Origin of the sequence: Rhizobium ecuadorense (assembly GCF_001187535.1) — a bacterium.
Lineage (GTDB): Bacteria > Pseudomonadota > Alphaproteobacteria > Rhizobiales > Rhizobiaceae > Rhizobium > Rhizobium ecuadorense.
The window spans coordinates 1-24,656 of sequence record NZ_LFIO01001125.1 but is presented as its reverse complement, the minus strand read 5'-3'; the positions used below and the strand labels follow the sequence as shown (position 1 = coordinate 24,656).

Sequence of the window (24,656 nt, the reverse complement as noted above, 5' to 3'; positions counted from 1 at the left end):
TGCGTCCTTCCGGCTAAATGTCAAAATTGACCATGTTGCGCATGACGAAGATGCCGATCGACATCCAGATCGCCGAGACACCCATGATGAGGTGGCCGCGCGGATCGGTGAAAAGGATCATCATGTAGCTCGGCGACGTCAGATAGACGAGGGTCGCGACGATGAAGGGCAGCGCGCCGATGATGACCGCCGACGCCTTGGCTTCCATCGACAGCGCCGAGACCTTGGCCTTCATCTTGCGGCGCTCGCGTATCACCTTGGAAAGGTTGCCGATCGCTTCCGACAGATTGCCGCCGGCCTGTGACTGGATGGCGATGACGATGGCGAAGAAGCTGACTTCCTGGAGCGGCATGTGGGTCGTCATGCGGGCGCAGGCATCGGGGATGCTGAGGCCCACCTGCTGTGCCTCGATCACCCGCCGGAACTCGCTCTTGACCGGCTCGGTGCCTTCGGTGGCGATAAGACGGATCGCATCGTTGAGCGGCAGGCCTGATTTGATCGAGCGGGTGATGACGTCAAGCGCATTGGGAAGTTCGTTGAGGAACTTGTTCTGGCGGCGCTTGATCAGGAAGCCGACGATCCAGCGCGGCAGGCCGAGACCGGCGACGACGGCGATCCCGAACATCACCATCAACGATACACCGACGATGAAAGCCATGAGCAGCAGCACGCAGGCGAAGATGGCGCTGAAGAGATAGAATTTCCCGACCGTGAAAGTCAGGCCGGCCTGCACCAGGCGGGATTTCATCGTCAGGGTCTTCTTGGTTTTTTCGTGCTGGCGCTTTTCCAGATCCTTGAGATTGTCCTGCACCGATTTCCGGCGCTTCGACATTTCCTGCACCCGGTCGCGGGCAGCCTTGACCTTGACCCGGTCGCTTTCGGCCGACTTGACGCGGTCGATGCGGCTTGCCGATTTCTTGTCGGCCTCGATCCGGGAATACATCAGGGCATAGGCGACTGCCGCCGCGGAGACGGCGGCGAGGACGACGATTGCCAGCACTATCGGATCGAACCCGAACATCTCGCCTAATCCTTCGTTTTCGCTTCCATCGCGTCGAGGGCAGCGGCAAGACGCTTTTCCTCGTTGAAGTAGCGGGCGCGATCCCAGAAATGCGGCTTGCCGACGCCGGTCGACATGTGCCGGCCGATCAGGCGGCCGCCGGCATCCTCGCCTTCGATCTCGTAACGCATCAGGTCCTGGGTGATGATGACGTCACCTTCCATGCCGATCACCTCGGTGATCTGGGTGATGCGGCGCGAACCGTCGCGAAGGCGCGCCGCCTGGACGATCACATCAACCGAGCTAGAGATGATCTCGCGCACCGTCTTTGCCGGCAGGGTGAAGCCACCCATGGCGATCATCGATTCGATACGGCTCAGGCATTCGCGCGGTGTGTTGGCGTGGATGGTGCCCATCGAGCCGTCGTGACCGGTGTTCATCGCCTGCAGCAGGTCGAAAACCTCAGGTCCGCGCACTTCGCCGACGATGATGCGCTCGGGGCGCATACGCAGGCAGTTCTTGACGAGATCGCGCATGGTAATCTCGCCTTCGCCTTCGATATTCGGCGGGCGTGTTTCCAAACGCACGACATGCGGCTGCTGCAGCTGCAGTTCTGCCGTATCCTCGCAGGTGATGACGCGTTCGTCCCTGTCGATATAGTTTGTGAGGCAGTTCAGCAGCGTCGTCTTGCCCGAGCCGGTGCCGCCCGAAATGACAACGTTGCAGCGCACGCGGCCGATGATCTGCAGCACGGTCGCACCCTCAGCCGTGATCGCACCGAAACGAACGAGCTGATCGAGCGTCAGCTTGTCCTTCTTAAATTTGCGGATGGTGAGCGCCGGTCCGTCGATCGACAGAGGCGGCGCGATGACGTTGACGCGCGAGCCATCCGGCAGACGGGCGTCGCAGATCGGGCTCGATTCGTCGACGCGGCGGCCGACCTGGCTGACGATGCGCTGGCAGATCGAGAGAAGCTGCGCATTGTCGCGAAAGCGGATCTCCGATTCGATCGTCTTGCCGCCGACTTCGATGAAAGTCTGGCCGGCGCCGTTGACCATGATGTCGGCGATATCGTCACGCGCCAGCAACGGCTCCAGTGGACCGTAACCGAGGACGTCGTTGCAGATATCCTCGAGCAGTTCTTCCTGCTCGGAGATCGACATCGCAAAGTTCTTGATGGTGATGATGTCGTTGACGATGTCACGGATTTCCTCGCGCGCGCTTTCGCCGTCGAGCTTGGAAAGCTGGGAGAGATCGATCGTATCGATCAGCGCGGAAAAGACCTGCGCCTTGGTGTCGTAATATTCATCGGTGCGAACAGGGCGCTTGCGCTGCGGCGTCTGCATCGGCGGCGGTGTCACCTGCTGGCGTGCGGGCTCGCGCGACGGTTCGACCAGAACGGAGGGAGAAGAGGCCGCAGGGGCGGCAGCCGGAGCCGGCGGCGGGGGAGCAATCGTCCCTCCGACCTTTCCGGAACCTTCATTTCCGCGTTTTCCAAACATGCCGCTTAATCCAATCTGCTTGTTCTGCTTGCTACTTACGCTTCAGGAGGCCCAGCAGGCCGCCCTTCTTCGCCTTCCTGATCGCGACACGGCCGGTGACGATGTGCGATATCTGCGAAAAGGTCTCCGCCGTCGGCGATTTCGGGTCGACTTCCGAGATCATCCGGCCGCTATTGGCGGCGTTGCCGAAAAGATTGATGTCGAAGGGGATGATCGCGATCGGATCAATCTCAAGCGGCTCACAAAAATCCGAGGGTGAAATCTCCGGGCGCTTCGGCATGCCGACCTGATTGAGGACGAGATGCGGCGGCTTGTCGTTCGGCCGCATCTTGCGCAACGCATCCAGCATGTTTTTGGCATTGCGCAGGTTGGCGAGATCGGGAACGGCGGTGATGACCACTTCGTCGACGCTCGACAGCACCGAGCGTGTCCATTCCGACCATGCATGGGGAACATCGAGCACAGTCACGGGCGCGCTGCGCTGCAGGACATCGAGCACCGGCTGGAAAGCCTGGCCATCGAAATCATAGGCGCGGTCGAGCAGCGAAGGTGCCGCAAGCAGGGAAAGATGCGCGGAGCATTTCGTCAGCAGGCGGTCGAGGAAGACCTCGTCGAGACGATCGGGCGCAAAGACCGCTTCGGCGATGCCGAGCGCCGGGTCCTGATCGAAGTCGATGTTCGCCGTGCCATAGGGCAGGTCGAGATCGGCCAGGATCGTCTCGGTGGAGAAGAGATTGGAAATGCCGAAGGCGCAATTATGCGCGATGGTCGAAGCGCCGGTGCCGCCCTTCGAGCCGATAAAGGCGATGCTGCGGCCGAGCGGCTCGGCTTCGGGATCGACGAAGATCGAGGCCATCGACGCCAGGATATCGGGCATCGCGACGGGCTGGACCATATATTCGGAAATACCGTTGCGGATGAGTTCGCGATAGAGCCCGATATCATTGTAATAGCCGACGATCACGACCTTGGTCGTCGGATCGCAGACGGCGGCGAGCGGCGCCAGTTCGCCGAGCAGGCTCCCGGAATTAGCCTTGGTCTCCAGGATGATCAGGTTCGGCGTCGGGGCGCCTGAGAACATATTGGCGGCAGCGGCGATGCCGCCGCTGGTGATGCGCATGCTGACCTTCGCCATACGCCGGTCATTGGCGCAGCGTTCCATGACCTGCTGCAGCGCTTCGCTCTCGCAAAAAGCATGCACGGAAATGCGCGGCAGCGGCCGCATATTTTCCAGATCCGCCATGCGCACCGCCTCCTCGGCGTGGCGAAGCTCGCTCGGATTTTTGATTTCGTATTCGATCGCGCTCATCGTCCCGTCCCGTCTCAGAAGCTGCTGTCGCTGCCGGCGACCTCTTCGATCGTCGATGTCGTCGTGCGATATTCCTGAATCGCATTGTTGCGCCGCTGCGCGTCGATCGGCGTCATGCCGCGAGGCGCCACCAGATCTTCCGGATTGGCGATCTGGGCGGCGAGGTTGTTCTGCGAGGCGCAGCCGAAATTATAGTAATTCTGGTTGGTGAAATCGTTCGAGATGTCCTTCGGCCACTGGCCGCATTGGGTGGTGATCGCGGTGGTGCCGGTAAAGCTCAGCCGGATCGGCGCCGCATCGCCGGGGCCGACCGCGGCATAGGAGGTGTTGACGATTTTCGAGCTTGCGATTCCCCTCGAAGCCAGCTCGGCCCGGACCTGATTGCGCAGCTGATAGGCCGCCGCCGAATTCGGCGAACCTTGCGGCGACAGCACGTAAACCGGACCCGAGGCGCGGGCGATGTAGTTTGCGGCAAAACCGCGGATGAGGTCACGCTGGGCAATGGTCAGGCGGCGATCGGTGGAAGCGACGGGTATATCGACCGTCTGCTCCGCTTCGGTCACAATGATCGGGTGGCGGGCGCGATAGTCGTCGGGAATGCCGCCTGTTGTCAGCTGGTCGTGCGGACCGGCGCATCCAGAAAGGATCACCGCCGAAACGCCGGCCGCGGCCAGCAGCGCCTTCGAGATTCCGAGGCGGGGTGTCGTCGAATTGATATGGGTCATCGCCTGATCTCTGTTCTCTTCCATTGCTGCCGTTCCTGCCCCGCTCATTTGTAGATGAACCCGATCGAGCCATGGAACTGCGCATCGGCCACGGGCGCCTCGCGGCGGCCATAGACCTTGTTGACACGGTTGAGGAAGAAGGTTGCACCGTCGTTTTCGGGGCTGAAATTATCGTCAGGCCGATTGAGCTGATTGCGCGCCACCGGACGCACCAGATAGGGCGTCGCGATGATGACGAGCTCGGTTTCCTGACGCTCGAAACCCTTCTGGCGGAAGAGCGTGCCGAGCAGCGGGATTTTGGAAACACCGGGTGTGCCGCCCATCGTCTGCGAGACGTTGTCGCGGATCAGGCCGGCCAGCGCGATCGAGCCGCCCGAGGGCAGTTCCACCGAGGTTTCCGCCGAACGGCGCTGATATGTGGCGTTGCCGCTGCCGGCGACCGGTTCGGAGACATTGGTCTTGATCTCAAGGCTGATGCGTCCCGATGAGAGCACGACTGGCTTGAAGGCGAGGTTGATACCGTAGTTGAACGGCACGACGGTGACGTTGCCGTCGCTGTCGGTCGTCGAATACAGCTGTTGGCCGCCGGAATTGAAGGTCGCGGCCTGGCCCGATATCGCCGTCAGCGTCGGCTCGGCAAGCGTCTTGACGACCTTGGCCTGCTCCAGCGCGTTGAGGTAGGTGGAAATGTCGTATTTTCCAATCGAGCTCTTGAAGAGCGCCGCTAGGCCGCCGCCAACGACGGATGTGGCGCTGTCGGCGCTGGGGCTACCGAGCTGGGCGACCGTCATGCCTGAGGAATTGGAAACCAGATTGTCGAAGCCGAGTTGCTTCAGCACCTCGCGGCGGACCTCGGCGATCGTCACCTTGAGGGTGACCTGGTCTTCGCCTTCGATCTGCAGCAGGTTGACGACCTGCGAGGATTGACGGCCTTCGGCAAAGAGCGCCACCGAACTGTCGCCGCCGGTGCCGGATGCCGTCTCGGTTCTGGTCGTCGCTTCGCCGCCCTTCAGGAAGACCTGCGCCAGATCGGCGGCCTGCGTGGCATCCTGTGGTGTGCGCACGGTGCCGGTCAGCACAATGTTGTCGGAGACGATTTCGACGTTGATGTTGGAATCTGGAATGAAGCGGCGGAGATTGACTTCGAGGCCGGACACGTCGCGCTCGATCTCGATGTCGAGATTCACGATCTCCTGCCCGCCGGCGCCGAAAACGAAAATATTCGTCTGGCCGACCTTCTTGCCGAACAAATAGATGCGCCGCGAGGTGCGGGTGACGGCATCGGCCATGGTCGGATCGGATACGAGGATATCATGCGCATCTTCGGGCAGATCGACGACGACGGCCTTGTTCAGCCCGAGCTTCAGCCGGCGGTGGGCATCGCGGCCAGTCTGCGAGATGCGGACCAGGTTTTCGGACTCGGCACGCGCCTCGCCTGAGCCTAGGAGCGGCGCGAAAGAGGCCGGCGCAATACCGGAGACGCCGACTGCCAGCGAGAGGCAACCTGTCAGGAGAATCCCGGCGCGCCGCTTTGAATTGCCCATTTGCACGTCCTCTTACTCCGCCTTCGGCGCTGCGCCGGCATCGGTAACGATGGCGCCCGATTTGATGACCTGGATGATCGCACTGCCGTTGTCGCCGCTCAGCAGATAGTCGGCGGCGCTGGTATCCTGCTCCTGCGCATCGGCGACCGAACGCAGCGCCAACGACAGCCGGTCCGCCATCTGCTGGGCGACGGCGAGAACCTTCGTCTGATCCGGCGTGAGCTCGAGCGTCGCAGTCGTTCCCACAACTGATTTCGAGCCGTCGTCCTTTTCCTGAATCTGCTGGTCGATGGCGAGGACACGGACATTGCTCAGCACGGTTTCGGTGATGAGCTTGTTGGCCTCGGTGCCCTTCCGAACCATGATGACGTCGACGCGATCGTTCGGCAGGATGAAACCACCGGCGCCCGTCGCCACCGATATCTCAGTCGCGACAGCGCGTTTGCCGGCCGGCAGCAGCGAGGAAAGGATGCGGCTATTGGAATCGGCGACCTTTTCCGGCCGGATCGGTTCGCCTTCGAAGATCGGCAGGCGCACGACGGCACCCTGCAGATCCTTGATCGCGTCCGGCTTGTCGGCTTCGGTGATCAGGCCCGGGACAACACCGCCCTGCGGCCAGGGCATCCAATGCACCGACTTCTCGTCCAGCCTTTCGCCGACCGCCAGATTGGCGTTGGAGACGAGGATGTTGACGGTCGGTTCCTTCTCGATGACCGACTGAACCTGGGTGACGACACCGCCACTGCCCGCCATTTGCATCGCCAGGAAGCCGGCGAGGCCGGCTGCCACCAGGGCGACAGCTAGGATTATAAGGCGGGCCGGTTTCATCGATCATTCCTCAGGGCACGATATGTTCGCCCCGCAGAATGCTCAGCAATTGGTATAATTATGGTTAATGGAACGCTTACATTTTAAGTTAACGGGCATTTAAAATGCCGTTATTTCAGGCTTTCCAGCGCGGCGAGGAAGACCGGCGAGGAAGGGAAGGCCATGAAGCCGCCGATCGCGATGGCGATGCCATAGGGGATCTTCTTGGCGAGCAGGACCGAATTCGGCACCGGCAGGCCGATGGCGAGGATCGTGTTCGATTGCGCTCTCACCAGCAGGATCAGCAAGGTGATCAAGCCACCGATGATAGCAACATCGGTCATCAGGAAAAGAAGGGATTCGTTCAAGCCGAACCAGAGCGCGGTGGCGCTCAACAGCTTGGCGTCGCCGCCGCCCATCACATTGAAGGCAAAAAGAGCGAAGCAGGCGGTAAAGACAATGGCGCCAGCGGCAAGATGCATGCCGATCGCTTGCAAGCCAAGGCCGGACAGCGGCGCGAGGACGAAAAAGGAGGCGATGAGGATCAGGGAAACGCGGTTCGGAATCGTCATGGTGAACAGATCCGAGAAGGCCGCCATGGCCAGGCAGAGTGGCAGTATCACGAAGACTGCAGCTGCGATCATGCGTATACCCGATCCCGACTTGATGCGAAAAGGCTCACGGCCGTTCAGCCTGTGAGCCCGCTCGATATATCGGCCAAAGTGAATTTGGCCGGCATTATTCGACGCCGCTGAGAACGCTTATCTTACTTGGCCGCAGTGGCCGCGCTGCTCATCTTGCCGCTCAAGTTGGTGAACGTATTGCCGATATTGTTGCCGAGCGCCGTTGCGCCGGTGATGAGCGCTACGGAAATGAGAGCGGCGATCAGGCCGTATTCGATGGCGGTCGCGCCGGATTCGTCCTTCAGAAAACGGCTAAAAAGCTTGGTCATGGTAACTCCTAACTCCAGTTGATGTTCAGCACGTCCGCCAACTGTTGCCGTTGATCGGATGACTGCAACCTAGCGAATGGGCGTTTCCATCGACTTAAGGAAAAGAGTTAACGAGATGTGAACGGGACAACATGCCTTTGTAGAGTAAGTATTTTCTTACAGGCTTACCTCAATATTTAACAATATTCCCGCTATATCGGCTGCATTCATCCGCAAATAGCACACACTCGACTTCCAACCACCGCGTGCGCCTCCAGAGGCCGTGTCAAATCGGATCATTCCGCCTCATTCCGGAACAAGACGACTGGCTTAAGGCTTCGTTCACCATTTTTTTCCATTCTATGCGGATATTGCGCTGTGATCGTGAAAGAGGACCAAATGTCATCGAGCGGCAAAACCATTTTCTTTGCCGGCATGATCGCCGTTTTCGGTGTTTCGGGAATTTCCGCGGCCGCAGACGATGACATGCTGCGCGTCTATATGGATCACGCGCGCGTATTGAAGCTCGACCGCCCCGTCAGCAAGGTCATCGTCGGCAACGCCAAGGTCGCCGATGCGACCGTCGCCGACGCCAAGACGATCGTGCTGACAGGACGCAGCTTCGGCACCACCAATCTGGTGCTGCTCGATGCCGATGGCAATGCCATCCTCGACGAGCGTATTCTGGTGTCGATCGATGAGGGCAATACGGTGCGCGTTTACCGGCAGACCGAACGCTCCGTGCTGTCCTGCACGCCGAACTGCGAGCAGCATGCCCAGCAGGCGGCGACCGGCACCACCTCCCCCTGATCGGCTTCCCGCACTTCTTCGGCCATTCGTTAAAATCGTCGCGTCAGACTGAAACGGAAAATCAACGAACGGACCCTAGTGTGGCGGACAGAGAATATCGCTCGGGTCCAGGCAATGACGGCAATTGATCAGAAGACGGATAAGGCGCATCCTCCGGCGCCGTTCCGATTCTTGCGGTTTCGCGCTCTCGCCCGCTCGCGCGAGGGTGCTGCGGCGATCGAATTCGCCTTGCTTGCCATTCCCTATTTCCTGGTGATTTTCGCCATCCTCGAAACCTTTGTCGCCTTTGCTGCCGAGGAGCTCGTCTCCAACGCCGTCGATACGATGAGCCGCAAGATGCGAACCGGGCAGATCACCTATAATCTCGGCCGCACGACCGATATGAACCAGACGCAGTTCCGTCAGGCTTTCTGCGATGAGATCTCGATCCTGATCCGCTGCTCGACCAGCGAAGCGGCTACGCCGAGCAAGCTCTACGTGGATGTGCAGACGTTCGGCACCTTCTCGGCCATTCCGACGACGATTCCCAAGCTTTCCACCGACAAATATGCCGACATCAACACGGCGGCCTTCAAATATACGCCGGGCGGCGCCGGCACCATCAACATGGTCCGCGCCTACTACCGCTGGGAAATCATCACGGATCTGGTCCGGCCTTATATCACGACGATACGGCCCTCCGACGGTTCGATGCCGAGGGATTATCTGATCATTGCAACCGCGGCCTTCCAGAACGAGCAGTATCCATAATGGCGCTTCGCAACCCGTTCACCAGGCTGGCATTGACGGCGCGGCGGCTGGCCCGAGACCGCAAGGGTGCCGGAGCGATCGAATTCGCGATCCTCTTTCCCGTGCTCGTCATGCTCTATATCGGCGCTTTCGAGATCACCATCGGCCTCAGCGTCAGCAAGCGGGTGACACGCGCCGCAGGCTCGGTGGCCGACCTCGTTACCCAGCAGCAATCCGTCACGAAGAGCGCGCTCGCGCAGATGCCGTCGGTCGCAAACTCGATCTTCGTGCCCTACAACACGACGTCGCTTACATTGAAGATCACCGGGATCACCATCGATGCCGGCGCCAATGCGAAAGTGCTCTGGTCCTGGGCGCAGGATGGGACGGTGCCCTATGCCAAGAACACCGCCGTGAGCGACGTGCCGGCCGATATGAAGACGGCGAACAGCTTCCTGGTTCGCACCGAGCTCAGCATCCCCTATACGATGTTCCTGTTTGCGCCGAACTTCATGCCGGACGGCATGCGCACGATCACCATCAGCCGCAGCTATTTCTACCGCCAGCGGCAAGGCGACTCGATCCCCTGCGGCGACTGCTGACGCCGCTTTTGCCTCCTCCCGAATTTGCCAAGCCGGCCGCAGCATTATATGCCTGAACCTCTGCCGCCTCCGACGTCCCTGAGGCCGGCGATCGGCTCTCTCGGGTGTAAAATGGCGCGTGCCTTTCTTTTCGTTCTGGATTCTTTCGGCGTCGGCGGCGCGCCGGATGCGGCCGCCTATGGCGACGAGGGCGCCGATACGCTCGGCCATATCGCCGAGTTCTGCGCGGCCGGCGCGGGAGACCGTGCCGGATTGCGCAGCGGGCCGCTTTGCCTGCCCAATATGTCCGAACTCGGGCTGATCCAGATCGCCCGATCCGCCTCCGGCCGGTTTCCGGCGGGCATGCCGATCCCGGAGAAGGTCTACGGCATTTACGGCGCAGCCAGCGAAATCTCCCGCGGCAAGGATACGCCGTCAGGTCATTGGGAAATCGCAGGAACACCCGTCAGTTTCGATTGGGGTTATTTCCCGATGGAGGGCGACGCCTTTCCCGAGGAACTCATCGAGGCGCTCTGCAAGGAGACAGGCGTGCCGGGCATTCTCGGCAACTGCCATGCCTCTGGAACGGAGATCATTGCACGCCTCGGCGAAGAGCATATCCGCACCGGCAAGCCGATCTGCTACACCTCCTCGGATTCGGTCTTCCAGGTGGCGGCGCATGAGCTGCATTTCGGCCTCGATCGTCTGCTCACCTTCTGCCAGGCAGCCCGCGGATTGCTCGATCCTTACAATATCGGCCGCGTCATCGCCCGGCCCTTCGCCGGTCATTCCAGCTCTACCTTCCAGCGCACCGGAAACCGGCGCGACTTCTCCGTGCTGCCACCGGAGCCGACGCTGCTCGACCGGCTGATCGAACACGGCCGGCACGTGCACGCTGTGGGAAAGATCGGCGACATCTTCGCGCATCAAGGGATTTCGCGCCTCATCAAGGCGAACGGAAACGAGGCGCTGATGGATGCGTCGCTTTCCACCATCGACGAGGCCGAAGACGGCGATCTCGTTTTCACCAATTTTGTCGATTTCGACATGATTTACGGCCATCGCCGCGATGTGCCCGGTTATGCCGCGGCGCTTGAAGCCTTCGATGCACGCCTGGCCGAAGTCCATAAGAAATTGAAGCCGGGCGATCTCGTCGTGCTCACCGCCGACCACGGCTGCGATCCGACCTGGCGCGGCACGGATCATACGCGCGAGCGCGTGCCTGTCATCGCCTACGGCCCCGGCATCCGGTCGCGTTCGATCGGCGTGCGCCGCAGCTATGCCGATATCGGCGAAAGCATCGCGCGCCATCTCGGCATTCCGGCCGGACCGCATGGAAGGAGCTTTCTGTGACATCGCATTTGAAGAAGGTCGAGCTGCACTGCCATCTTGAGGGTGCGGCACCTCCTGAACTGACCGAAGCGCAGGCGCGCAAATACGGCGTCGATATCAGCGGCGAGCTTCGCGGCGGAGCCTATGTCTGGCATGATTTCGCAAGTTTCCTCGAATGTTACGACAAGGTTTCCGAGGTCTACAGGACCGGGGAGGACTATGCGCTTCTGACCGAGACCTACCTCGACGAACTCGCCGGCATCGATACGATCTACAGTGAACTGATCGTTTCGCCCGACCATGGCAAACGCATCGGGCTCGGCGCCGACGCCTATATCTCAGGCATCTGCGAAGGCATTCGGCGAGCCAGGGAAAAGAGCGGCATCGAGGCCCGCCTGATCGTCACCGGCGAGCGGCATTTCGGTCCGGAGAGTGTGATCGGTGCGGCCGAATACGCGGCAAAGGCCGGCAATCCCTTGATTACCGGCTTCAACCTTGCCGGCGAGGAGCGCATGGGACGCGTCGCCGACTATAGCAGGGCCTTCGATATCGCCCGCGATGCCGGATTGGGGCTCACCATCCATGCCGGCGAGGTCTGCGGCGCCTTCAGCGTCGCCGATGCGCTCGATGCGGTGCGCCCCTCGCGCATCGGCCATGGCGTGCGCGCCATCGAGGATCTCGATCTGGTGAAGCGGCTAGCCGATCTCGGTACCGTGCTTGAAATCTGCCCGGGCTCCAATATCGCGCTCGGGGTCTTTCCCAATTTCGCGTCCCATCCGCTGCGCCGGCTGCAGGAGGCCGGGGTGCGGGTGACGATCAGCTCGGACGATCCGCCTTTCTTTCATACCTCGCTTGCGCGGGAATACGAACTGGCCGCCGAGGCTTTCGGCTTCAGCGATGCAGAGATCAATGCCATGACGCGAACCGCGATCGACGCGGCCTTCGTCGACGAAGACACACGCAAGGTCCTGCTCGCCCGGCTTTGACGGCCAAATGTTGAGCGCGGCTGGGGAAGATCGGTGCAAATTTGCCGCCACTCTTGCGGTCGGGCCGATTTCCGTGAAAGAAACATTCGACAGCAAGAATGAAAGGCTTCCCCATGGACGGCGTCACGGTCATCGATCATCCGCTGGTGCAGCACAAGCTCACCATCATGCGGCGCAAGGAAACATCGACGGGCAGTTTCCGTCGGTTGCTGCGCGAAATCTCGACGCTGCTCTGTTACGAAGTGACCCGCGATCTCGAACTGACGATGGCAACGATCGAGACGCCGCTGCAGACGATGGAATCGCCGATCCTCGAAGGCAAGAAGCTGGTCTTCGCCTCGATCCTGCGCGCCGGCAACGGGCTGCTCGAAGGCATGCTCGATCTCGTGCCTTCCGCCCGCGTCTCGCATATCGGCGTCTACCGCGACCACGAGACGCTGCAGCCGGTCGAATATTACTTCAAGGCGCCTGAAGATGTGGCCGAGCGGCTGATCATCGTCGTCGACCCGATGCTGGCAACCGGCAATTCCTCGATCGCGGCGATCGACAAGCTCAAGGAACGTGGCGCCCACAATATCCGCTTCCTCTGCCTGCTTGCCGCCCCGGAAGGCATCCAGAACTTCCGCGCCGCCCATCCCGATGTTCCGGTGTTCACCGCCTCGATCGACAGCCATCTCAACGAGAAGGGCTATATCATGCCCGGTCTCGGCGATGCCGGCGACCGCATGTACGGCACCAAATAACTTCAGCCTTCTTTTACCAAATCGAAAGACTTTATGGCCCGGACGGTTCATTCCGGGCCTTTTCGTTGTCGGTATTAGCAACTTGTCAGCACTTGAGGTCTAGCAATCTCGAAGCATGAGGCCCCGCATGAAGCGGGGTTTATACAGGAAGGATTTCTGTTTCATGCTCGTGCGTACCGTCATATTCGCCAGCATCGCCGCGGTGCTGGCCACACAGGCACCTTCCTTCTTCGGAAGCACCGGCCAGCAGCCTGCCGACGCTCTCTCCGCCAATTACATCTCAACCGAAAGCGACAAGCCCGCCGTACCCGCGCCGGTTTCCGCCGGCAACACTATCCGCCTGCAGGCGGATGCGCAGGGCCACTATACTGGAAGCTTCAAGATCAACGGCAAGCCGGTGCAGGGCCTGATCGACACCGGCGCGACTTATGTGGCGCTCAACGAGACGCTCGCCCGCCGCCTCGGTTACACGGCCAACCAGCTCGATTTCCGCTACGGGGTCAACACCGCCAACGGCCAGACGAAGGCGGCGCATGTGATGCTCGACCGGGTCGAAATCGGCGATATTCGCGTGCGCAATGTCGAAGCCTTCGTGCTCAAGGACGATGCGCTGACGACGGCGCTGGTCGGCATGAGCTTCCTGCAGAAGCTCGCCTCCTATTCCGTCGCCGATGGTTCGCTCAGCCTCAAGCAGTAAACCGCGTCAGATCCGGGTCGAAATCACCGGCGTCAGCTCCGGCTTTTCCTCGGTGATGCGGTAGTGCGCGGCAAGTGCGGCCGCTGCCCTTTGCGCCGCAGCGCCGTCGGCGGCATGAACCAGCGCGATCGGCTCGCCCGCGCTGACGCGGGTGCCGAGCGGCAGGAGTTCGGAGAAGCCGACGCGATGGTCGATCCGGTCGGACGGATGGCGTCTTCCGCCGCCGAGATCGATGACGCTGAGGCCGATACCGCGCGCGTCGCAGGCGGCAAGCCAGCCGGACCGGGCGGCTGGGACAGGCTTTTCCACCGGCGCCCTGGCGAGGTACCTGTCCGGGTTTTCGATGAGATCGGCCGGACCGCCGAGCATGGATACCATGCGCGCGAAGATCTCAGCCGCCCTCCCCGATGACAGCGCCCGACGCGCCATCCCCTCGCCTTCATCAGAAGACGCGGCAATGCCCGATGTCACCAGCATCTCGGCGGCGAAGGCAAGAACGACGGCCTCAAGCCGCGTGTCAGCCTTCCCACCGGCCAGGAAATCCAGGCAATTGCGCATTTCAACGGCGTTGCCGGCGGCATCGGCGAGCGGCTGGTTCATGTCGGTGATCAGCGCCGAGGTCGTGACCCCCGCACCATTGGCCACCTCGACCAGCGACTGCGCCAGGATCTCCGCCTGGGCGCGATCGGCCATGAAGGCGCCGTTGCCAACCTTGACGTCGAGCACCAGGGTCTGAAGCCCGGCCGCCAGTTTCTTCGACAGGATGGAGGCGGTGATGAGCGGAATGGAATCGACGGTGGCGGTGACATCGCGCACGGCATAGAGCCTGCCATCGGCGGGCGCCAGGGCGCCGGTCTGGCCGATAATGGCACATCCCGCCTGCTTCACGACCTCGTGGAACAGGCTGGCGTCCGGGGTGATCATATAGCCGGGAATGGATTCGAGCTTGTCGAGGGTGCCGCCGGTATGACCGAGACCGCGCCCCGATATCATCGGAACGGCGAGGCCGCAGGCGGCGGCGATCGGCGCCAGCATCAGCGAAACATTGTCGCCGACGCCGCCGGTCGAATGTTTGTCGGCGATCGGGCGGTCGATATCCGCCCATTGCAGCCGATCGCCGGAATCGGCCATCGCCAGCGTCAAGGCAACGATTTCCTCACGCGACATGCCCTTGAACCAGACGGCCATGGCAAATGCGCCGATCTGGCCTTCCGACAGGTGACCGGCCGCAAGGGCCGCAATGAAGGACCGGATATCGGCGGGGTCGAGCTCGTCGCCGTCGCGTTTGCGCCGGATGATCTCCTGCGGGATCATTTCAATAGCTCGACGCCGCGGCAGGTGCAGACTGTGTTCCGCTCAGAACCGCCAGGATATCGTCGAGCAGGCCTGAGGCGCCGAAGCGGAAGGTCGACGGCATCGCCCAGTCGGGCGCCATGATGGTTTCGGCCAGGCTCAGGTAGAGCGCCGCATCGGCCACCGAGCCGATACCGCCGGCCGGCTTGAACCCGACCTTGCGGCCGCTCTCGCGAATGGCGCGGATCATGATGTCGGCGGCTTCGAGCGTCGCATTGACGGCGACCTTGCCGGTGGAGGTCTTGATGAAATCGGCGCCGGCTTCGATGGCAAGTTCGGAGGCACGGCGAATCAATGCCGCATCCTTCAACTCGCCGGTTTCGATGATGACTTTCAGCAGGACAGGACCGGTGCATTCGGCGCGCACCGCCTTGACCATGTCGGTCACCGCCTTCTCATTGCCAGATATGAGCTTGTGGTAGGGGATGACCAGATCGATCTCGTCGGCGCCGTCGGCAATCGCCTCACGGGTTTCGGCGGCGACGTCGGCAACTTCCATATCACCGGAGGGGAAATTGACGACGGTGGCGATCCGCACGGCATGGCCGGTGCCGAGGATATTGCGGGCCTGGGCGACGAAGCGCGGCCAGATGCAGATGGCGGCGCTGTTGCCATAGGGCGTCTGTGCGCGGGCGCAGAGCGTGTCGATCTGCGCCTCCGTGCAATCGTCCTTGAGATTGGTCAGATCGAGAAGGGAAAGGGCGACCGCCGCCGTTTCCCGGATGGAATGGCTATTCATCTTTACTTCCTCTGGAGCATGATGCCGAAAAGTGTGAGCGGTTTTCTCATGACATCATGCTCTAACTATATAATTTAGAACAGGATTCAGATTTTAGGCCGGCCCGGCCTAAAATCATCCTGTTCTGGCCGCAATCATGTCTTTCACTATGGCGGCGAGACGGGCGCCGCCGATGGGCGCCATGTCCTTGGTTTCTTCATGGCTGAGTTCATTGCCGGTCATGCCTGCCCCATAGTTGGTGATAACCGAAGCGGCGGCAACCCTGAGGCCGAGCATTCTTGCGATGATCACCTCGGGCACAGTCGACATGCCGACGGCATCGGCGCCGAGGATGCGTGCCATGCGGATTTCGGCCGGCGTTTCGAAGCTCGGGCCGGAGAACCACATGTACACACCTTGCGCCAGCTCGATTTTGAGCTTTGCCGCTGCCTTCTGCATCGCCGTGGCGAGGTCGGCATCGTAAGCGCTGGTCATGCCGACGAAACGATGATCGCTTTCCTCGCCGATCAGCGGGTTCATGCCGGAATAGTTGATGTGGTCGGTGATCTGCATCACCGAACCGGGCGGCATGTCGTCGCGCAGCGATCCGGCCGAATTGGTCAGGATCAGCGTCTCGACGCCGAGCGCCTTCAGCACCTCGATCGGCAGGCGCATAGCATTGGCATCGCCCTTCTCGTAATAATGTACGCGGCCGGAGAGCATGACGACGGGCTCGCCGCCGAGACGGCCGCCGACGACCTCGCCCGCATGGCCGGAAACGGCGCTGACGGGAAAGCCCGGCAGGTCGCGATAGGGAATGCGGACGGCGCCTTCCAGCTGCCCAACCAGCGAACCGAGACCGGAGCCGAGCACGATGCCATGGCGCGGCTTGATGGCGCCGAGCAATGCGGCGAGCAGATCGACTGTCGCCTTCATCCGAGTTCGGTCTCGAAGCTGAAGGGAAGGAGCTCTTCCATTGTCATGGTCTTCTGCACGCCGGCCTCATCGCACAGATAGATCTTCGTGTCCTTGGAAGCGAATTCGGAGATCTTCTGGCGGCAGCCGCCGCAGGGCGGGCAGAGCGGCAACTTTTCGGCGATCACAGCCATTTCGACGATCTTCCTGGCGCCACCCATGATCATGGCGCTGATCGCCGTCGGCTCGGCGCACCATCCTTGCGGAAAGGAGAGGTTTTCGATGTTGGCGCCGGCATAGACCTTGCCGTCCTCGGCGCGGATCGCCGCGCCGACGGGGAATTTCGAATAGGGTGCATGGGCAAAGGCCATGGCGCCGCGGGCGGCTTCGAACAGATCGTGAGACATGATCAACGTTCCTTCGTATAGGGCACACCGCCGGCCTTCGGCGGGATCGCCACGCCGATGAAGCCGGCAAGCAGGACACAGGTGAGGATATAGGGCAGCGCCTGGAAGACCTGAACCGGCACCTCGCCGATCAGCGGCACCTGCTTGCCCTGCATGAAATTGGCCAGTGCGTCGAGGAAGCCGAAGAGCAGGCAGGCAAACATCACAGGCACCGGCCTCCACTTGGCGAAGACGAGGGCGGCAAGCGCGATATAGCCCTTGCCGGCCGACATGTCCTTGATGAAGGCGGCGGACTGGGCAATCGCCAGATAAGTGCCGGCAAAGCCGCAGAGAATGCCGGCGCACATGACAGCGCGATAGCGCAGCCAGGCGACCGAGATGCCAGCCGTATCGACCGCGCCTGGATTTTCGCCGACGGCGCGCATCCGCAGGCCGAAGCGCGTGCGGTACAGCACCCACCAGGAAAACGGCACGGCAAGAAAGGCAAGGTAAGTCAGGATATTGTTGCCTGATATGACGTTGGCGTAGAGCGGGCCGAGGATCGGTATGTCGCGGGCGGCATCGGCACCCGGCAGGATGATCGGCGCGAAACGCGACTCCGGCGACAGCTGCGGCGTGCGCCCGCCCTGGCCGAACCAGGCCTGGCCGAGCACGATGGTGATGCCGGCGATGAAGAAGTTGATGGCCACACCAGAGACGATCTGGTTGCCACGGTTGGTGATCGAGGCAAAGCCGTGCACCAGGCTGAGCGCCACGGAGCAGACGATGCCGGCGCCGAGACCCAGCCAGGCCGAATCGGTGAGATAGGCGATGCAGGCGGCAGCAAAGGCCGAGCCCAGCATCTTGCCTTCGAGGCCGATATCGAAGATGCCGGCGCGTTCCGAAAACAGGCCGGCGAGAGCGGTAAAAATCAGCGGGATCGACAAGCGGATCGTTGAGCTCAGAACGCTGATGAAGATGTCATAATAATCCATCGTCCGCTCCTCAGGCCCGCTTGAACTGTTGATAGAGGTGCACCATCGCCGGCCGGAACATATATTCCAGTGCGCCGGCGAACAGGATCACCAGACCCTGGATGACCAGGATCATCTCGCGGGTGATGTTCGGCATTTCGAAGGAGATCCAGTCGCCGCCCTGATAAAGGATGCCGAACAGGATCGCCGCGAAAATGATGCCGAGCGGATGATTGCGGCCCATCAGCGAGACCGCGATACCAACAAAGCCGGCGCCGCCGACGAACTCCACCTGCAGGCGGGCGGAAGAGCCCATAACCGGGTTCAACGCCATCATGCCGGCGAGCGCGCCGGAAAGCAGCATGGCGATGATGACGATCCGCGCATAGGGGATGCCGGCATAGGCTGCCGCCGTCGAGCTGACGCCCAGCGTACGCATTTCGAAGCCGAGCTTGGTGCGCCAGATCAGGATCCAGACGAACCAAGCGGCGAAAAGGGCGATGATGAAGGAGACGTTGAACGGGGCGGCACCAAGTTTACTGCCGAAGATGCTCATGACCCAGCCAAGCTTGGGAAGCTGCCCGCCTTCGAGGAAGGTGCGGGTTTCCGGCGCCATCTTGCCCGGCACGATCAGCACGTGCACCAGTAGGTACACCATCAGAGCGGCGGCGATATAGTTGAACATGATCGTCGTGATGACGATATGGCTGCCGCGCTTGGCCTGTAGGAAAGCGGGGATGAAGGCCCAGGCGGCACCAAAGAGGCCGGCGCCGATGACTGCAATCGGCATCGTCACATACCATGGCACGTAATTGTCGAGCGCGAGCGCCACCAGCGCGCAGCCCAGCCCACCGACATAGGCCTGGCCTTCCGAGCCGATGTTGAACAGACCGGCATGGATCGCAACGGCCACGGAAAGACCGGTGAAGATGAAGCTCGTGGCATAGTAGAGCGTGAAGCCGATGCCTTCGCCGCTGCCCAACGCCCCCTCGATCAGCAGCGACAGCGCAGCGAGCGGGCTCTCGCCGATCAGCCAGACGACGAAGCCGGAGATCAGGAAGGCGACGACGAGGTTCAGAAGCGGGATCAGGCCATAATTGATCCAGTTTGGCAGCGGAACTGATGCAGTGCTCATAAAGGCCTCACGCGGCAATGCCGGCCATCATCAGGCCGAGGGTCTGTTCACCGGCATCGGGCGTCTTCTCGCCGACCACATGGCCGGCAAACATGACAAGGATACGGTCTGAAAGGGAGCGGATTTCATCGAGTTCGACGGAGACGAGCAGGATCGCCTTGCCGGCGTCGCGCATTTCGATGATCCGGCGGTGGATGAATTCGATGGCACCGATATCGACGCCGCGCGTCGGCTGGCCGATGATCAGCATCTTCGGGTCGCGTTCGATTTCGCGGGCAACGACGATCTTCTGCTGGTTGCCGCCGGAGAAATTCGCCGTCTTCAGCCGCGGGTTCGGCGGGCGGATGTCGTATTTTTCGATCTTCTCCATCGCATCCCTGCGGATCGATTCGAGATCGAGCAGCGGGCCTTTGCTGTAGCCCGGACGCCTGTGGTAGCCGAGCACGGAATTCTCATATTCCTCGAATTTCAAAACCAGACCCATGTGGTGGCGGTCCTCGGGAATATGGGCAAGGCCGAGATCGCGCAGGCGGGCGGGATCGGCCTTGTCGATCGTCTGGCCGTCGAGAAGGATTTCGCCGGAGGCCGGTTTGCGGATCCCGGCAATCGCCTCCAGCAATTCGGACTGGCCATTGCCGGCAACTCCGGCAATGCCGACGATCTCGCCGGCGCGCACGTCGAAGGAGACATTGTCGACCATGGTGACGCCGCGATTGTCCTTGACCGTGAGGTTGCGAACCGAGAGCACCGCGGCCCCGGGATTTGCCTCGCCCTTCTGCACGCGCAGCAGCACGCGGCGGCCGACCATCAGCTCGGCAAGCTCTTCCACCGTCGTTTCCGCCGTCTTGCGGGTTGCGACCATCTCGCCGCGGCGCATGACCGAGACCGTATCGGTGATCGCCATGATTTCGCGCAGCTTGTGGGTGATGAGGATAATCGTCTTGCCCTGGTCGCGCAGCACCTTGAGAATGCGGAAGAGGTGATCGGCTTCGGCCGGCGTCAGCACGCCGGTGGGTTCGTCGAGGATCAGGATCTCGGCGCCGCGATACATGGCTTTCAAGATTTCGACGCGTTGCTGCAGGCCGACCGGCAGCTCTTCGATCAACGCATCCGGATCGACCTCGAGGCCGTATTCCGTTTCCAGCCGCTTGAGCTCGGCGCGGGCCGATGCAACGCCTCTCGCCAGCAGCATGCCGCCTTCGGCGCCGAGCATGATATTCTCGAGCACCGTGAAATTGTCGACCAGCATGAAATGCTGGTGCACCATGCCGATGCCGGTGGCGATCGCCGCCTGGCTGTCGCGGATGGTGACGGGATTGCCGTTGACGCGGATCTCGCCACTGTCGGCATGGTAAAAACCGTAAATGATCGACATCAGCGTCGATTTGCCGGCGCCGTTTTCGCCGATGATGCCATGGATCGTCCCCTTGGCAACGGTGAGGTTGATGTCCTTGTTGGCATGGACGGCACCGAATTTCTTGTCGATGCCGACAAGCTCGATAGCGGGCTTATCTGTCACTGCAGGCTCCAAATAAGAAAAGGGCGTATGGCGAAAATCCCCTCCGCCATACGCCCGATCTCAATCGTCGATTACATCCGGGCGCGGATCACTTCGGGCAAGCGTTGTCCGAGGTATAGTCGTGAACCTTGATGGTTCCCGCGATGATATCGGCCTTGGCCTTGTCGACGGCCGCCTGCATTTCCGGCGTGATCAGCGACTTGTTGTTGTCGTCGATCGCGGCGCCAACACCATCTTCCTTGACGCCGAGCGCCTGGACGCCGCCGGTGAACTTGTCGTTCTTGGTGTCGGAATAGGCATTGTAGACAGCGAGGTCGACGCGCTTGACCATCGAGGTCAGGACGGAGCCCGGGTGCAGATGGTTCTGGTTGGAATCGACGCCGATCGACAGTTTCTTGTTGTCGGCAGCCGTCTGCAGAACGCCGAGACCGGTGGCACCGGCTGCCGCGTAAATGACATCGGCGCCCTGATCGATCTGGTTCTTGGTGAGCTCGCCGCCGCGAACCGGGTCATTCCAGGCAGCACCCGTGGTGCCGGTCATGTTCTGGAAAACTTCGACATCGGCCTTGGCAGCGCGCGCGCCCTGCTCGTAGCCGCATTCGAACTTGCGGATCAGCGGGATGTCCATGCCGCCGACGAAGCCGACCTTGCCGGTCTTGGATGCCATGCCGGCGAGAATGCCGACGAGATAGGAGCCTTCTTCTTCCTTGTAGACCACCGAGCGGACGTTCGGCTTGTCGACGACGGAGTCGACGATGATGAACTTGGTATCGGGGAATTCGGCAGCGACCTTCTCAATGGCCGAAGTCCAGGCGAAGGAAACGGCAACCACCGGGTTGAATCCGCGGCTTGCAAAGTTGCGGATGGCCTGCTCGCCCTGGGTGTCGCCGGTCGGCTCGAAGTCGCGATAGGCAATACCGGTCTCGGCCTTGAACTTCTCGGCACCGTTGTAAGCCGCCTCATTGAAGGACTTATCGAACTTCCCGCCGGTGCCGTAAACCAGCGCCGGCTTGACATCGGCAGCCAGCGCCGTCGTCGACATGGCAGCCACGGCAAGGAGAGTGAGAAGGGATTTTTTCATTGTGCAGCCCTGTTGTTGCTATTCGTTAGGGGTCCTCCCGCAAGTCCTTTCCGGACATGTCTGCGGAACCACCGACCTCCCCCCGGAGGCCTGGCTGCGCGCATCCTTGCATGGCTCACGGAAAAATTCACCAGAAATTTTTCAGGCGGTAAAGATTTGCAGCAATTGCCGAAAATCCGTTCTCCGGGGCTTATTTTTAGACATTTCCGCCGCCGAGATGCGGAATTTCCAGCCAATTCGGCAGCCCCGCCGGGGCTGGGGAAACATTGGCGGCCGATCGGAGCCGCGGCCGACCATGGCGGCAAAACCGGCCTCCTACGCGGTGAAGCGACCGGCCACCGGCGGCTTCTTATAGCCGATCATCCAGAGAAGCAGCGCGATCACCAGGAAAACGGCAAAGGCCGGCTGCAGCATCAGCCATTGGAAAATGAAGGCGTAGAAACGCGGGTGGATATAATAAGAAAGGGAGGATTGCAGCGATGTGAGGGTTGCCGGGCTCACATCCTGCCAGGCATCGGAAATCGGCGTCACCACCACTGAGGACGCCGCAACCGATTGGATTGAATCGATGGTCCCGGCAATAACGGCCGCCGCAAGCGCGACAAGGCTGGCCAGACGCAACAGGAAACGCATCAATTCCTCCGACGCTCTTTATGCCGGACAATCCCGGCCGGCCGCGCCATTTCTCCACCTTGAGAATTACATAGTCGTCGATGGGGTGAAGCACAATGGACGGGCGGAGGCGAGTTTTATCGGAAGAAGTCAAAAAACTGTTAGATTTCGGTTGATCGACAAAAATTCATCGGTATATATCGCGCCGTTCCGACGATTTGCTCCTATCCAGGCGCGAACGCCCAAGAAGGACAGGTGGCCGAGTGGTTTAAGGCGCACGCCTGGAACGCGTGTGTACGTGAAAGCGTACCGTGGGTTCGAATCCCACCCTGTCCGCCATGGTGCATTTCCGCATCGTATGTCTCCCACTGTCTGACGTCGTTTGGCAAAGACCGGCTCGCGTCGAAATGCGAGGGTCAATTTCAGCATCCAGGCGGTTCCTCCTCCGACATGTGCACCCATGCCGTCTCATGCCGGGAACGAAGCCTCACTTCTTCGCGCTGCGCCTCGCGGACGATTTCTTCCTGCCCACATACTCTCAAGGACGTTGCAGCAAGGCGCGTCCGATCGGCTTCGGATTCTCACTGCGCAACACAAGAGATGTCGTCACGGGGCCAAAACGCGCGATCGTGTCGACGATGGTTTCCAGTTCTCCCGGCGACGGAATCAGCACCTTCAGGAGGAAACAATCCTCTCCGGTGAGGCGCAGGACTTCCATGACTTGCGGCATCTCTGCAAACTGCTTCAGACAGGCCTTGATATGTTCATGCGTCGTGCGCAGGCGAAGCACAGCCATCATTCCAATTCCCAAAGCGGTGGGGTCGATCCGGGCGGAGTAGCCAACGATGATGCCGCGATCTTCCAGCCGCTTGACCCGCTCGGATGCCGCCGGCTGAGAGAGCCCGACCCGTCGACCGAGTTCGGAAATCGCAATGCGGCCATTTTCCTGCATCGCTTCTATGATGGCGATATCGGTTGGATCGAGCAGTACCCGATTGTTTTCCTGAAAAGCCATGGGGTCACCTTGAAATCATCGGAGAAGGACGCGGTTTTCCGATGATCATTCATTCCGACGCAAATGAAAATGCATCATTTTCACCCGCATGCATGGCCAGAGGAAAACACATGAGGGATATCATCATATTGCCGGGGATTGGCGGTTCAGGCGAGGCTCATTGGCAGACCCACTGGGAAACCGCGAACCCGGAAATGCGGCGTTTTCAACCAGCCGATTGGGATAGGCCCGACTTGGCGGACTGGATTTCAGCCCTGGATCGCACCGTCGCCGCATCGGCAACACCTCCCCTGCTGGTCGCCCATAGCCTTGCCTGCCTGCTGGTCGCTCATTGGCAGCAGGTTTCGTCGCTTGCTGTTGCCGGGGCTTTTCTTGTGGCGGTCCCGGATCCGCAATCCGCTGCATTCCCGGAGGAAGCCACCGGATTCGCAGATCCACCATCCCAAGAGATGCGCTTCCCCACTCTAATTATCGCAAGCGCCGATGACCCTTTCGGCACGCTCGACCATGTCCGGGCGCGAGCCGCCCTGTGGGGTAGCGGCCTTGTCGAGATCGGTCCATTCGGCCATATCAACGGGCAAAGCGGCCTTGAGAACTGGGGTCAGGGGAAAGCCTTGCTGACGGCCTTCTCCGCCGGATTGGCAAGGTTGCACCCGGCTTGAGCTGGTTCGCAAGCGTGGGTTCGAGGCTCTCGAACCCGCCGCTTCGATGACGCTGCGACGTTTAAAGCACCAGAAGATTCCTGAATTTTTACCATGCCGCTTCACCGCGTCTTTGCACGTACCGGGTTATGCTCTGGAAAATTAAAAACCAGAGGTAAAACAGGTGGAAGAACTTTCGGTAAAGTCGAAGATCATCAAATCCGTCTATTTCAGCCAGGAAGACGGGCGGCTCAGGATTTGTTTCAAGAATGGCGAAGAGCGGCTGTTCGAAGGCGTTCCGTCCTCGGAAGCTCATGCGATGACGGTGGCGCCGTCTCCCGGCCATTATTACCTCGACCGGATCAGAACCCGGTTTCGGCGATTGGCTGCCTGAAAACCGAGGGATGCCGACGGCTCACCTGCGGGATTGCGCGGGATCGGGACAGGTCCGGTGGATATCAACCGCCCATTAACCCTCCCTATCATCTTGGTTGGATCGCATCGGCCGGAAGGCGGCAACGTGTCGGTGCTGCCGGCCTGTTCAAGGTCGGCTAGCTGTGAGCTTCCAATAGGTTGTCCATTCGATCCGTACCGGGAAAGCTGAGGTTGTC

27 protein-coding genes and 1 tRNA gene are annotated in these 24,656 nt (G+C 61.0%); 10 read left to right on the top strand and 18 right to left on the bottom strand.

Annotated elements, in window-relative coordinates:
• Positions 1 to 13 precede the first annotated feature (13 nt).
• The 8 genes from AF337_RS24400 to AF337_RS24365 form a co-directional block, all read right to left on the bottom strand.
• On the bottom strand, positions 14 to 1,021 hold the full coding sequence (locus tag AF337_RS24400; RefSeq protein ID WP_049734180.1) for a type II secretion system F family protein: 1,008 nt from the start codon (positions 1,019 to 1,021) through the stop codon (positions 14 to 16).
• 5 nt (positions 1,022 to 1,026) lie between these two features.
• Complete coding sequence (locus AF337_RS24395) at positions 1,027 to 2,502, bottom strand: TadA family conjugal transfer-associated ATPase (protein WP_049734179.1); 1,476 nt, start codon at positions 2,500 to 2,502, stop codon at positions 1,027 to 1,029.
• Positions 2,503 to 2,533: 31 nt separating this feature from the next.
• Positions 2,534 to 3,811 carry a CpaE/TadZ family protein gene (locus tag AF337_RS24390; protein WP_049734178.1) on the bottom strand — a complete coding sequence of 426 codons (1,278 nt, stop codon included), beginning with the start codon at positions 3,809 to 3,811 and terminating at the stop codon, positions 2,534 to 2,536.
• Between the two features lie 14 nt (positions 3,812 to 3,825).
• Positions 3,826 to 4,584, bottom strand: coding sequence for a CpaD family pilus assembly protein (locus AF337_RS24385; RefSeq protein WP_049734177.1), 759 nt, complete (start codon positions 4,582 to 4,584; stop codon positions 3,826 to 3,828).
• Positions 4,581 to 6,080 carry a type II and III secretion system protein family protein gene (locus AF337_RS24380; protein WP_049734176.1) on the bottom strand — a complete coding sequence of 500 codons (1,500 nt, stop codon included), beginning with the start codon at positions 6,078 to 6,080 and terminating at the stop codon, positions 4,581 to 4,583. Before AF337_RS24380 ends, AF337_RS24385 begins: the two co-directional genes overlap by 4 nt.
• A gap of 12 nt (positions 6,081 to 6,092) precedes the next feature.
• Positions 6,093 to 6,908 (bottom strand): Flp pilus assembly protein CpaB, encoded by an 816-nt coding sequence (cpaB, locus tag AF337_RS24375; protein WP_049734175.1) that lies wholly within the window; start codon positions 6,906 to 6,908, stop codon positions 6,093 to 6,095.
• 110 nt (positions 6,909 to 7,018) lie between these two features.
• Complete coding sequence (locus AF337_RS24370; RefSeq protein ID WP_049734174.1) at positions 7,019 to 7,531, bottom strand: A24 family peptidase; 513 nt, start codon at positions 7,529 to 7,531, stop codon at positions 7,019 to 7,021.
• Between the two features lie 122 nt (positions 7,532 to 7,653).
• Entirely contained in the window at positions 7,654 to 7,839 is a 186-nt protein-coding gene (locus AF337_RS24365; RefSeq protein ID WP_049734173.1) for a Flp family type IVb pilin, read from the bottom strand.
• A gap of 378 nt (positions 7,840 to 8,217) precedes the next feature.
• On the opposite strand from AF337_RS24365, the gene AF337_RS24360 reads away from it, so the two are divergent.
• The 7 genes from AF337_RS24360 to AF337_RS24330 all read left to right on the top strand — a co-directional run bounded on the left by AF337_RS24360 (position 8,218) and on the right by AF337_RS24330 (position 13,696).
• Positions 8,218 to 8,628, top strand: a complete 411-nt coding sequence (locus AF337_RS24360) for a pilus assembly protein N-terminal domain-containing protein (protein ID WP_049734172.1) — start codon at positions 8,218 to 8,220, stop codon at positions 8,626 to 8,628.
• A 114-nt stretch (positions 8,629 to 8,742) separates the two neighbouring features.
• A complete protein-coding gene (locus AF337_RS24355) occupies positions 8,743 to 9,378 on the top strand; it encodes a TadE/TadG family type IV pilus assembly protein (RefSeq protein WP_049734171.1) in 636 nt (211 codons plus the stop codon).
• On the top strand, positions 9,378 to 9,959 hold the full coding sequence (locus AF337_RS24350; protein WP_049734170.1) for a TadE/TadG family type IV pilus assembly protein: 582 nt from the start codon (positions 9,378 to 9,380) through the stop codon (positions 9,957 to 9,959). The genes AF337_RS24355 and AF337_RS24350 overlap by 1 nt, the downstream gene beginning before the upstream one ends.
• A gap of 111 nt (positions 9,960 to 10,070) precedes the next feature.
• Complete coding sequence (locus AF337_RS24345) at positions 10,071 to 11,291, top strand: phosphopentomutase (RefSeq protein ID WP_049734169.1); 1,221 nt, start codon at positions 10,071 to 10,073, stop codon at positions 11,289 to 11,291.
• Positions 11,288 to 12,256 (top strand): adenosine deaminase, encoded by a 969-nt coding sequence (locus AF337_RS24340; RefSeq protein WP_049734168.1) that lies wholly within the window; start codon positions 11,288 to 11,290, stop codon positions 12,254 to 12,256. The genes AF337_RS24345 and AF337_RS24340 overlap by 4 nt, the downstream gene beginning before the upstream one ends.
• Positions 12,257 to 12,369: 113 nt before the next feature.
• The gene (gene upp / locus AF337_RS24335) at positions 12,370 to 12,999 is read left to right on the top strand and encodes a uracil phosphoribosyltransferase (protein WP_049734167.1); all 630 of its coding nucleotides are present in this window, start codon (positions 12,370 to 12,372) and stop codon (positions 12,997 to 12,999) included.
• Positions 13,000 to 13,126: 127 nt separating this feature from the next.
• The gene (locus AF337_RS24330) at positions 13,127 to 13,696 is read left to right on the top strand and encodes a TIGR02281 family clan AA aspartic protease (RefSeq protein WP_049734166.1); all 570 of its coding nucleotides are present in this window, start codon (positions 13,127 to 13,129) and stop codon (positions 13,694 to 13,696) included.
• Between the two features lie 6 nt (positions 13,697 to 13,702).
• Here AF337_RS24330 and deoA read toward each other — a convergent pair whose 3' ends face one another.
• The 9 genes from deoA to AF337_RS24285 all read right to left on the bottom strand — a co-directional run bounded on the left by deoA (position 13,703) and on the right by AF337_RS24285 (position 22,410).
• Complete coding sequence (gene deoA / locus AF337_RS24325; protein ID WP_049734165.1) at positions 13,703 to 15,010, bottom strand: thymidine phosphorylase; 1,308 nt, start codon at positions 15,008 to 15,010, stop codon at positions 13,703 to 13,705.
• Between the two features lies 1 nt (position 15,011).
• Positions 15,012 to 15,788, bottom strand: a complete 777-nt coding sequence (gene deoC / locus AF337_RS24320; RefSeq protein ID WP_049734164.1) for a deoxyribose-phosphate aldolase — start codon at positions 15,786 to 15,788, stop codon at positions 15,012 to 15,014.
• Positions 15,789 to 15,902: 114 nt separating this feature from the next.
• Positions 15,903 to 16,703: a purine-nucleoside phosphorylase gene (locus tag AF337_RS24315; protein ID WP_049734163.1), complete on the bottom strand. Its 801-nt coding sequence runs from the start codon at positions 16,701 to 16,703 to the stop codon at positions 15,903 to 15,905.
• A complete protein-coding gene (locus AF337_RS24310) occupies positions 16,700 to 17,089 on the bottom strand; it encodes a cytidine deaminase (RefSeq protein ID WP_049734162.1) in 390 nt (129 codons plus the stop codon). The genes AF337_RS24315 and AF337_RS24310 overlap by 4 nt, the downstream gene beginning before the upstream one ends.
• 2 nt (positions 17,090 to 17,091) lie before the next feature.
• Positions 17,092 to 18,063, bottom strand: a complete 972-nt coding sequence (locus AF337_RS24305) for an ABC transporter permease (RefSeq protein WP_049734161.1) — start codon at positions 18,061 to 18,063, stop codon at positions 17,092 to 17,094.
• Positions 18,064 to 18,073: 10 nt separating this feature from the next.
• On the bottom strand, positions 18,074 to 19,177 hold the full coding sequence (locus tag AF337_RS24300; RefSeq protein WP_049734160.1) for an ABC transporter permease: 1,104 nt from the start codon (positions 19,175 to 19,177) through the stop codon (positions 18,074 to 18,076).
• Between the two features lie 7 nt (positions 19,178 to 19,184).
• Complete coding sequence (locus tag AF337_RS24295; RefSeq protein WP_049734159.1) at positions 19,185 to 20,696, bottom strand: ABC transporter ATP-binding protein; 1,512 nt, start codon at positions 20,694 to 20,696, stop codon at positions 19,185 to 19,187.
• 88 nt (positions 20,697 to 20,784) lie between these two features.
• The gene (locus AF337_RS24290) at positions 20,785 to 21,777 is read right to left on the bottom strand and encodes a BMP family lipoprotein (RefSeq protein WP_003571100.1); all 993 of its coding nucleotides are present in this window, start codon (positions 21,775 to 21,777) and stop codon (positions 20,785 to 20,787) included.
• Between the two features lie 315 nt (positions 21,778 to 22,092).
• Positions 22,093 to 22,410: a hypothetical protein gene (locus AF337_RS24285; protein ID WP_003589247.1), complete on the bottom strand. Its 318-nt coding sequence runs from the start codon at positions 22,408 to 22,410 to the stop codon at positions 22,093 to 22,095.
• 228 nt (positions 22,411 to 22,638) lie between these two features.
• Between AF337_RS24285 and AF337_RS24280 the strand changes: the two genes are divergently transcribed.
• A tRNA-Ser gene (locus AF337_RS24280) sits at positions 22,639 to 22,728 on the top strand.
• A gap of 199 nt (positions 22,729 to 22,927) precedes the next feature.
• Here AF337_RS24280 and AF337_RS24275 read toward each other — a convergent pair.
• On the bottom strand, positions 22,928 to 23,404 hold the full coding sequence (locus AF337_RS24275; RefSeq protein WP_049734158.1) for an Lrp/AsnC family transcriptional regulator: 477 nt from the start codon (positions 23,402 to 23,404) through the stop codon (positions 22,928 to 22,930).
• A 41-nt stretch (positions 23,405 to 23,445) separates the two neighbouring features.
• Here AF337_RS24275 and AF337_RS24270 point away from each other — a divergent pair, with 41 nt between their 5' ends.
• Both AF337_RS24270 and AF337_RS24265 read left to right on the top strand, forming a co-directional pair.
• On the top strand, positions 23,446 to 24,066 hold the full coding sequence (locus tag AF337_RS24270) for an RBBP9/YdeN family alpha/beta hydrolase (RefSeq protein ID WP_049734157.1): 621 nt from the start codon (positions 23,446 to 23,448) through the stop codon (positions 24,064 to 24,066).
• Between the two features lie 163 nt (positions 24,067 to 24,229).
• Positions 24,230 to 24,439, top strand: coding sequence for a KTSC domain-containing protein (locus AF337_RS24265; RefSeq protein WP_003555857.1), 210 nt, complete (start codon positions 24,230 to 24,232; stop codon positions 24,437 to 24,439).
• Positions 24,440 to 24,656 lie beyond the last annotated feature (217 nt).

Bases quoted from the DNA above. Each gene is read 5' to 3' on its own strand.
- AF337_RS24305 (WP_049734161.1), bottom strand. From the start codon at position 18,063: ATGGATTATTATGACATCTTCATCAGCGTTCTGAGCTCAACGATCCGC.
- AF337_RS24300 (WP_049734160.1), bottom strand. From the start codon at position 19,177: ATGAGCACTGCATCAGTTCCGCTGCCAAACTGGATCAATTATGGCCTG.
- AF337_RS24400 (WP_049734180.1), bottom strand. From the start codon at position 1,021: ATGTTCGGGTTCGATCCGATAGTGCTGGCAATCGTCGTCCTCGCCGCC.
- AF337_RS24310 (WP_049734162.1), bottom strand. From the start codon at position 17,089: ATGTCTCACGATCTGTTCGAAGCCGCCCGCGGCGCCATGGCCTTTGCC.
- AF337_RS24345 (WP_049734169.1), top strand. From the start codon at position 10,071: ATGGCGCGTGCCTTTCTTTTCGTTCTGGATTCTTTCGGCGTCGGCGGC.
- AF337_RS24360 (WP_049734172.1), top strand. From the start codon at position 8,218: ATGTCATCGAGCGGCAAAACCATTTTCTTTGCCGGCATGATCGCCGTT.
- AF337_RS24350 (WP_049734170.1), top strand. From the start codon at position 9,378: ATGGCGCTTCGCAACCCGTTCACCAGGCTGGCATTGACGGCGCGGCGG.
- AF337_RS24395 (WP_049734179.1), bottom strand. From the start codon at position 2,502: ATGTTTGGAAAACGCGGAAATGAAGGTTCCGGAAAGGTCGGAGGGACG.
- AF337_RS24270 (WP_049734157.1), top strand. From the start codon at position 23,446: ATGATCATTCATTCCGACGCAAATGAAAATGCATCATTTTCACCCGCA.
- AF337_RS24275 (WP_049734158.1), bottom strand. From the start codon at position 23,404: ATGGCTTTTCAGGAAAACAATCGGGTACTGCTCGATCCAACCGATATC.
- AF337_RS24315 (WP_049734163.1), bottom strand. From the start codon at position 16,703: ATGAAGGCGACAGTCGATCTGCTCGCCGCATTGCTCGGCGCCATCAAG.
- AF337_RS24290 (WP_003571100.1), bottom strand. From the start codon at position 21,777: ATGAAAAAATCCCTTCTCACTCTCCTTGCCGTGGCTGCCATGTCGACG.
- deoC (WP_049734164.1), bottom strand. From the start codon at position 15,788: ATGAATAGCCATTCCATCCGGGAAACGGCGGCGGTCGCCCTTTCCCTT.
- AF337_RS24365 (WP_049734173.1), bottom strand. From the start codon at position 7,839: ATGACCAAGCTTTTTAGCCGTTTTCTGAAGGACGAATCCGGCGCGACC.
- AF337_RS24390 (WP_049734178.1), bottom strand. From the start codon at position 3,811: ATGAGCGCGATCGAATACGAAATCAAAAATCCGAGCGAGCTTCGCCAC.
- AF337_RS24370 (WP_049734174.1), bottom strand. From the start codon at position 7,531: ATGATCGCAGCTGCAGTCTTCGTGATACTGCCACTCTGCCTGGCCATG.
- AF337_RS24285 (WP_003589247.1), bottom strand. From the start codon at position 22,410: ATGCGTTTCCTGTTGCGTCTGGCCAGCCTTGTCGCGCTTGCGGCGGCC.
- deoA (WP_049734165.1), bottom strand. From the start codon at position 15,010: ATGATCCCGCAGGAGATCATCCGGCGCAAACGCGACGGCGACGAGCTC.
- AF337_RS24355 (WP_049734171.1), top strand. From the start codon at position 8,743: ATGACGGCAATTGATCAGAAGACGGATAAGGCGCATCCTCCGGCGCCG.
- AF337_RS24380 (WP_049734176.1), bottom strand. From the start codon at position 6,080: ATGGGCAATTCAAAGCGGCGCGCCGGGATTCTCCTGACAGGTTGCCTC.
- cpaB (WP_049734175.1), bottom strand. From the start codon at position 6,908: ATGAAACCGGCCCGCCTTATAATCCTAGCTGTCGCCCTGGTGGCAGCC.
- AF337_RS24385 (WP_049734177.1), bottom strand. From the start codon at position 4,584: ATGAGCGGGGCAGGAACGGCAGCAATGGAAGAGAACAGAGATCAGGCG.
- AF337_RS24330 (WP_049734166.1), top strand. From the start codon at position 13,127: ATGAAGCGGGGTTTATACAGGAAGGATTTCTGTTTCATGCTCGTGCGT.
- upp (WP_049734167.1), top strand. From the start codon at position 12,370: ATGGACGGCGTCACGGTCATCGATCATCCGCTGGTGCAGCACAAGCTC.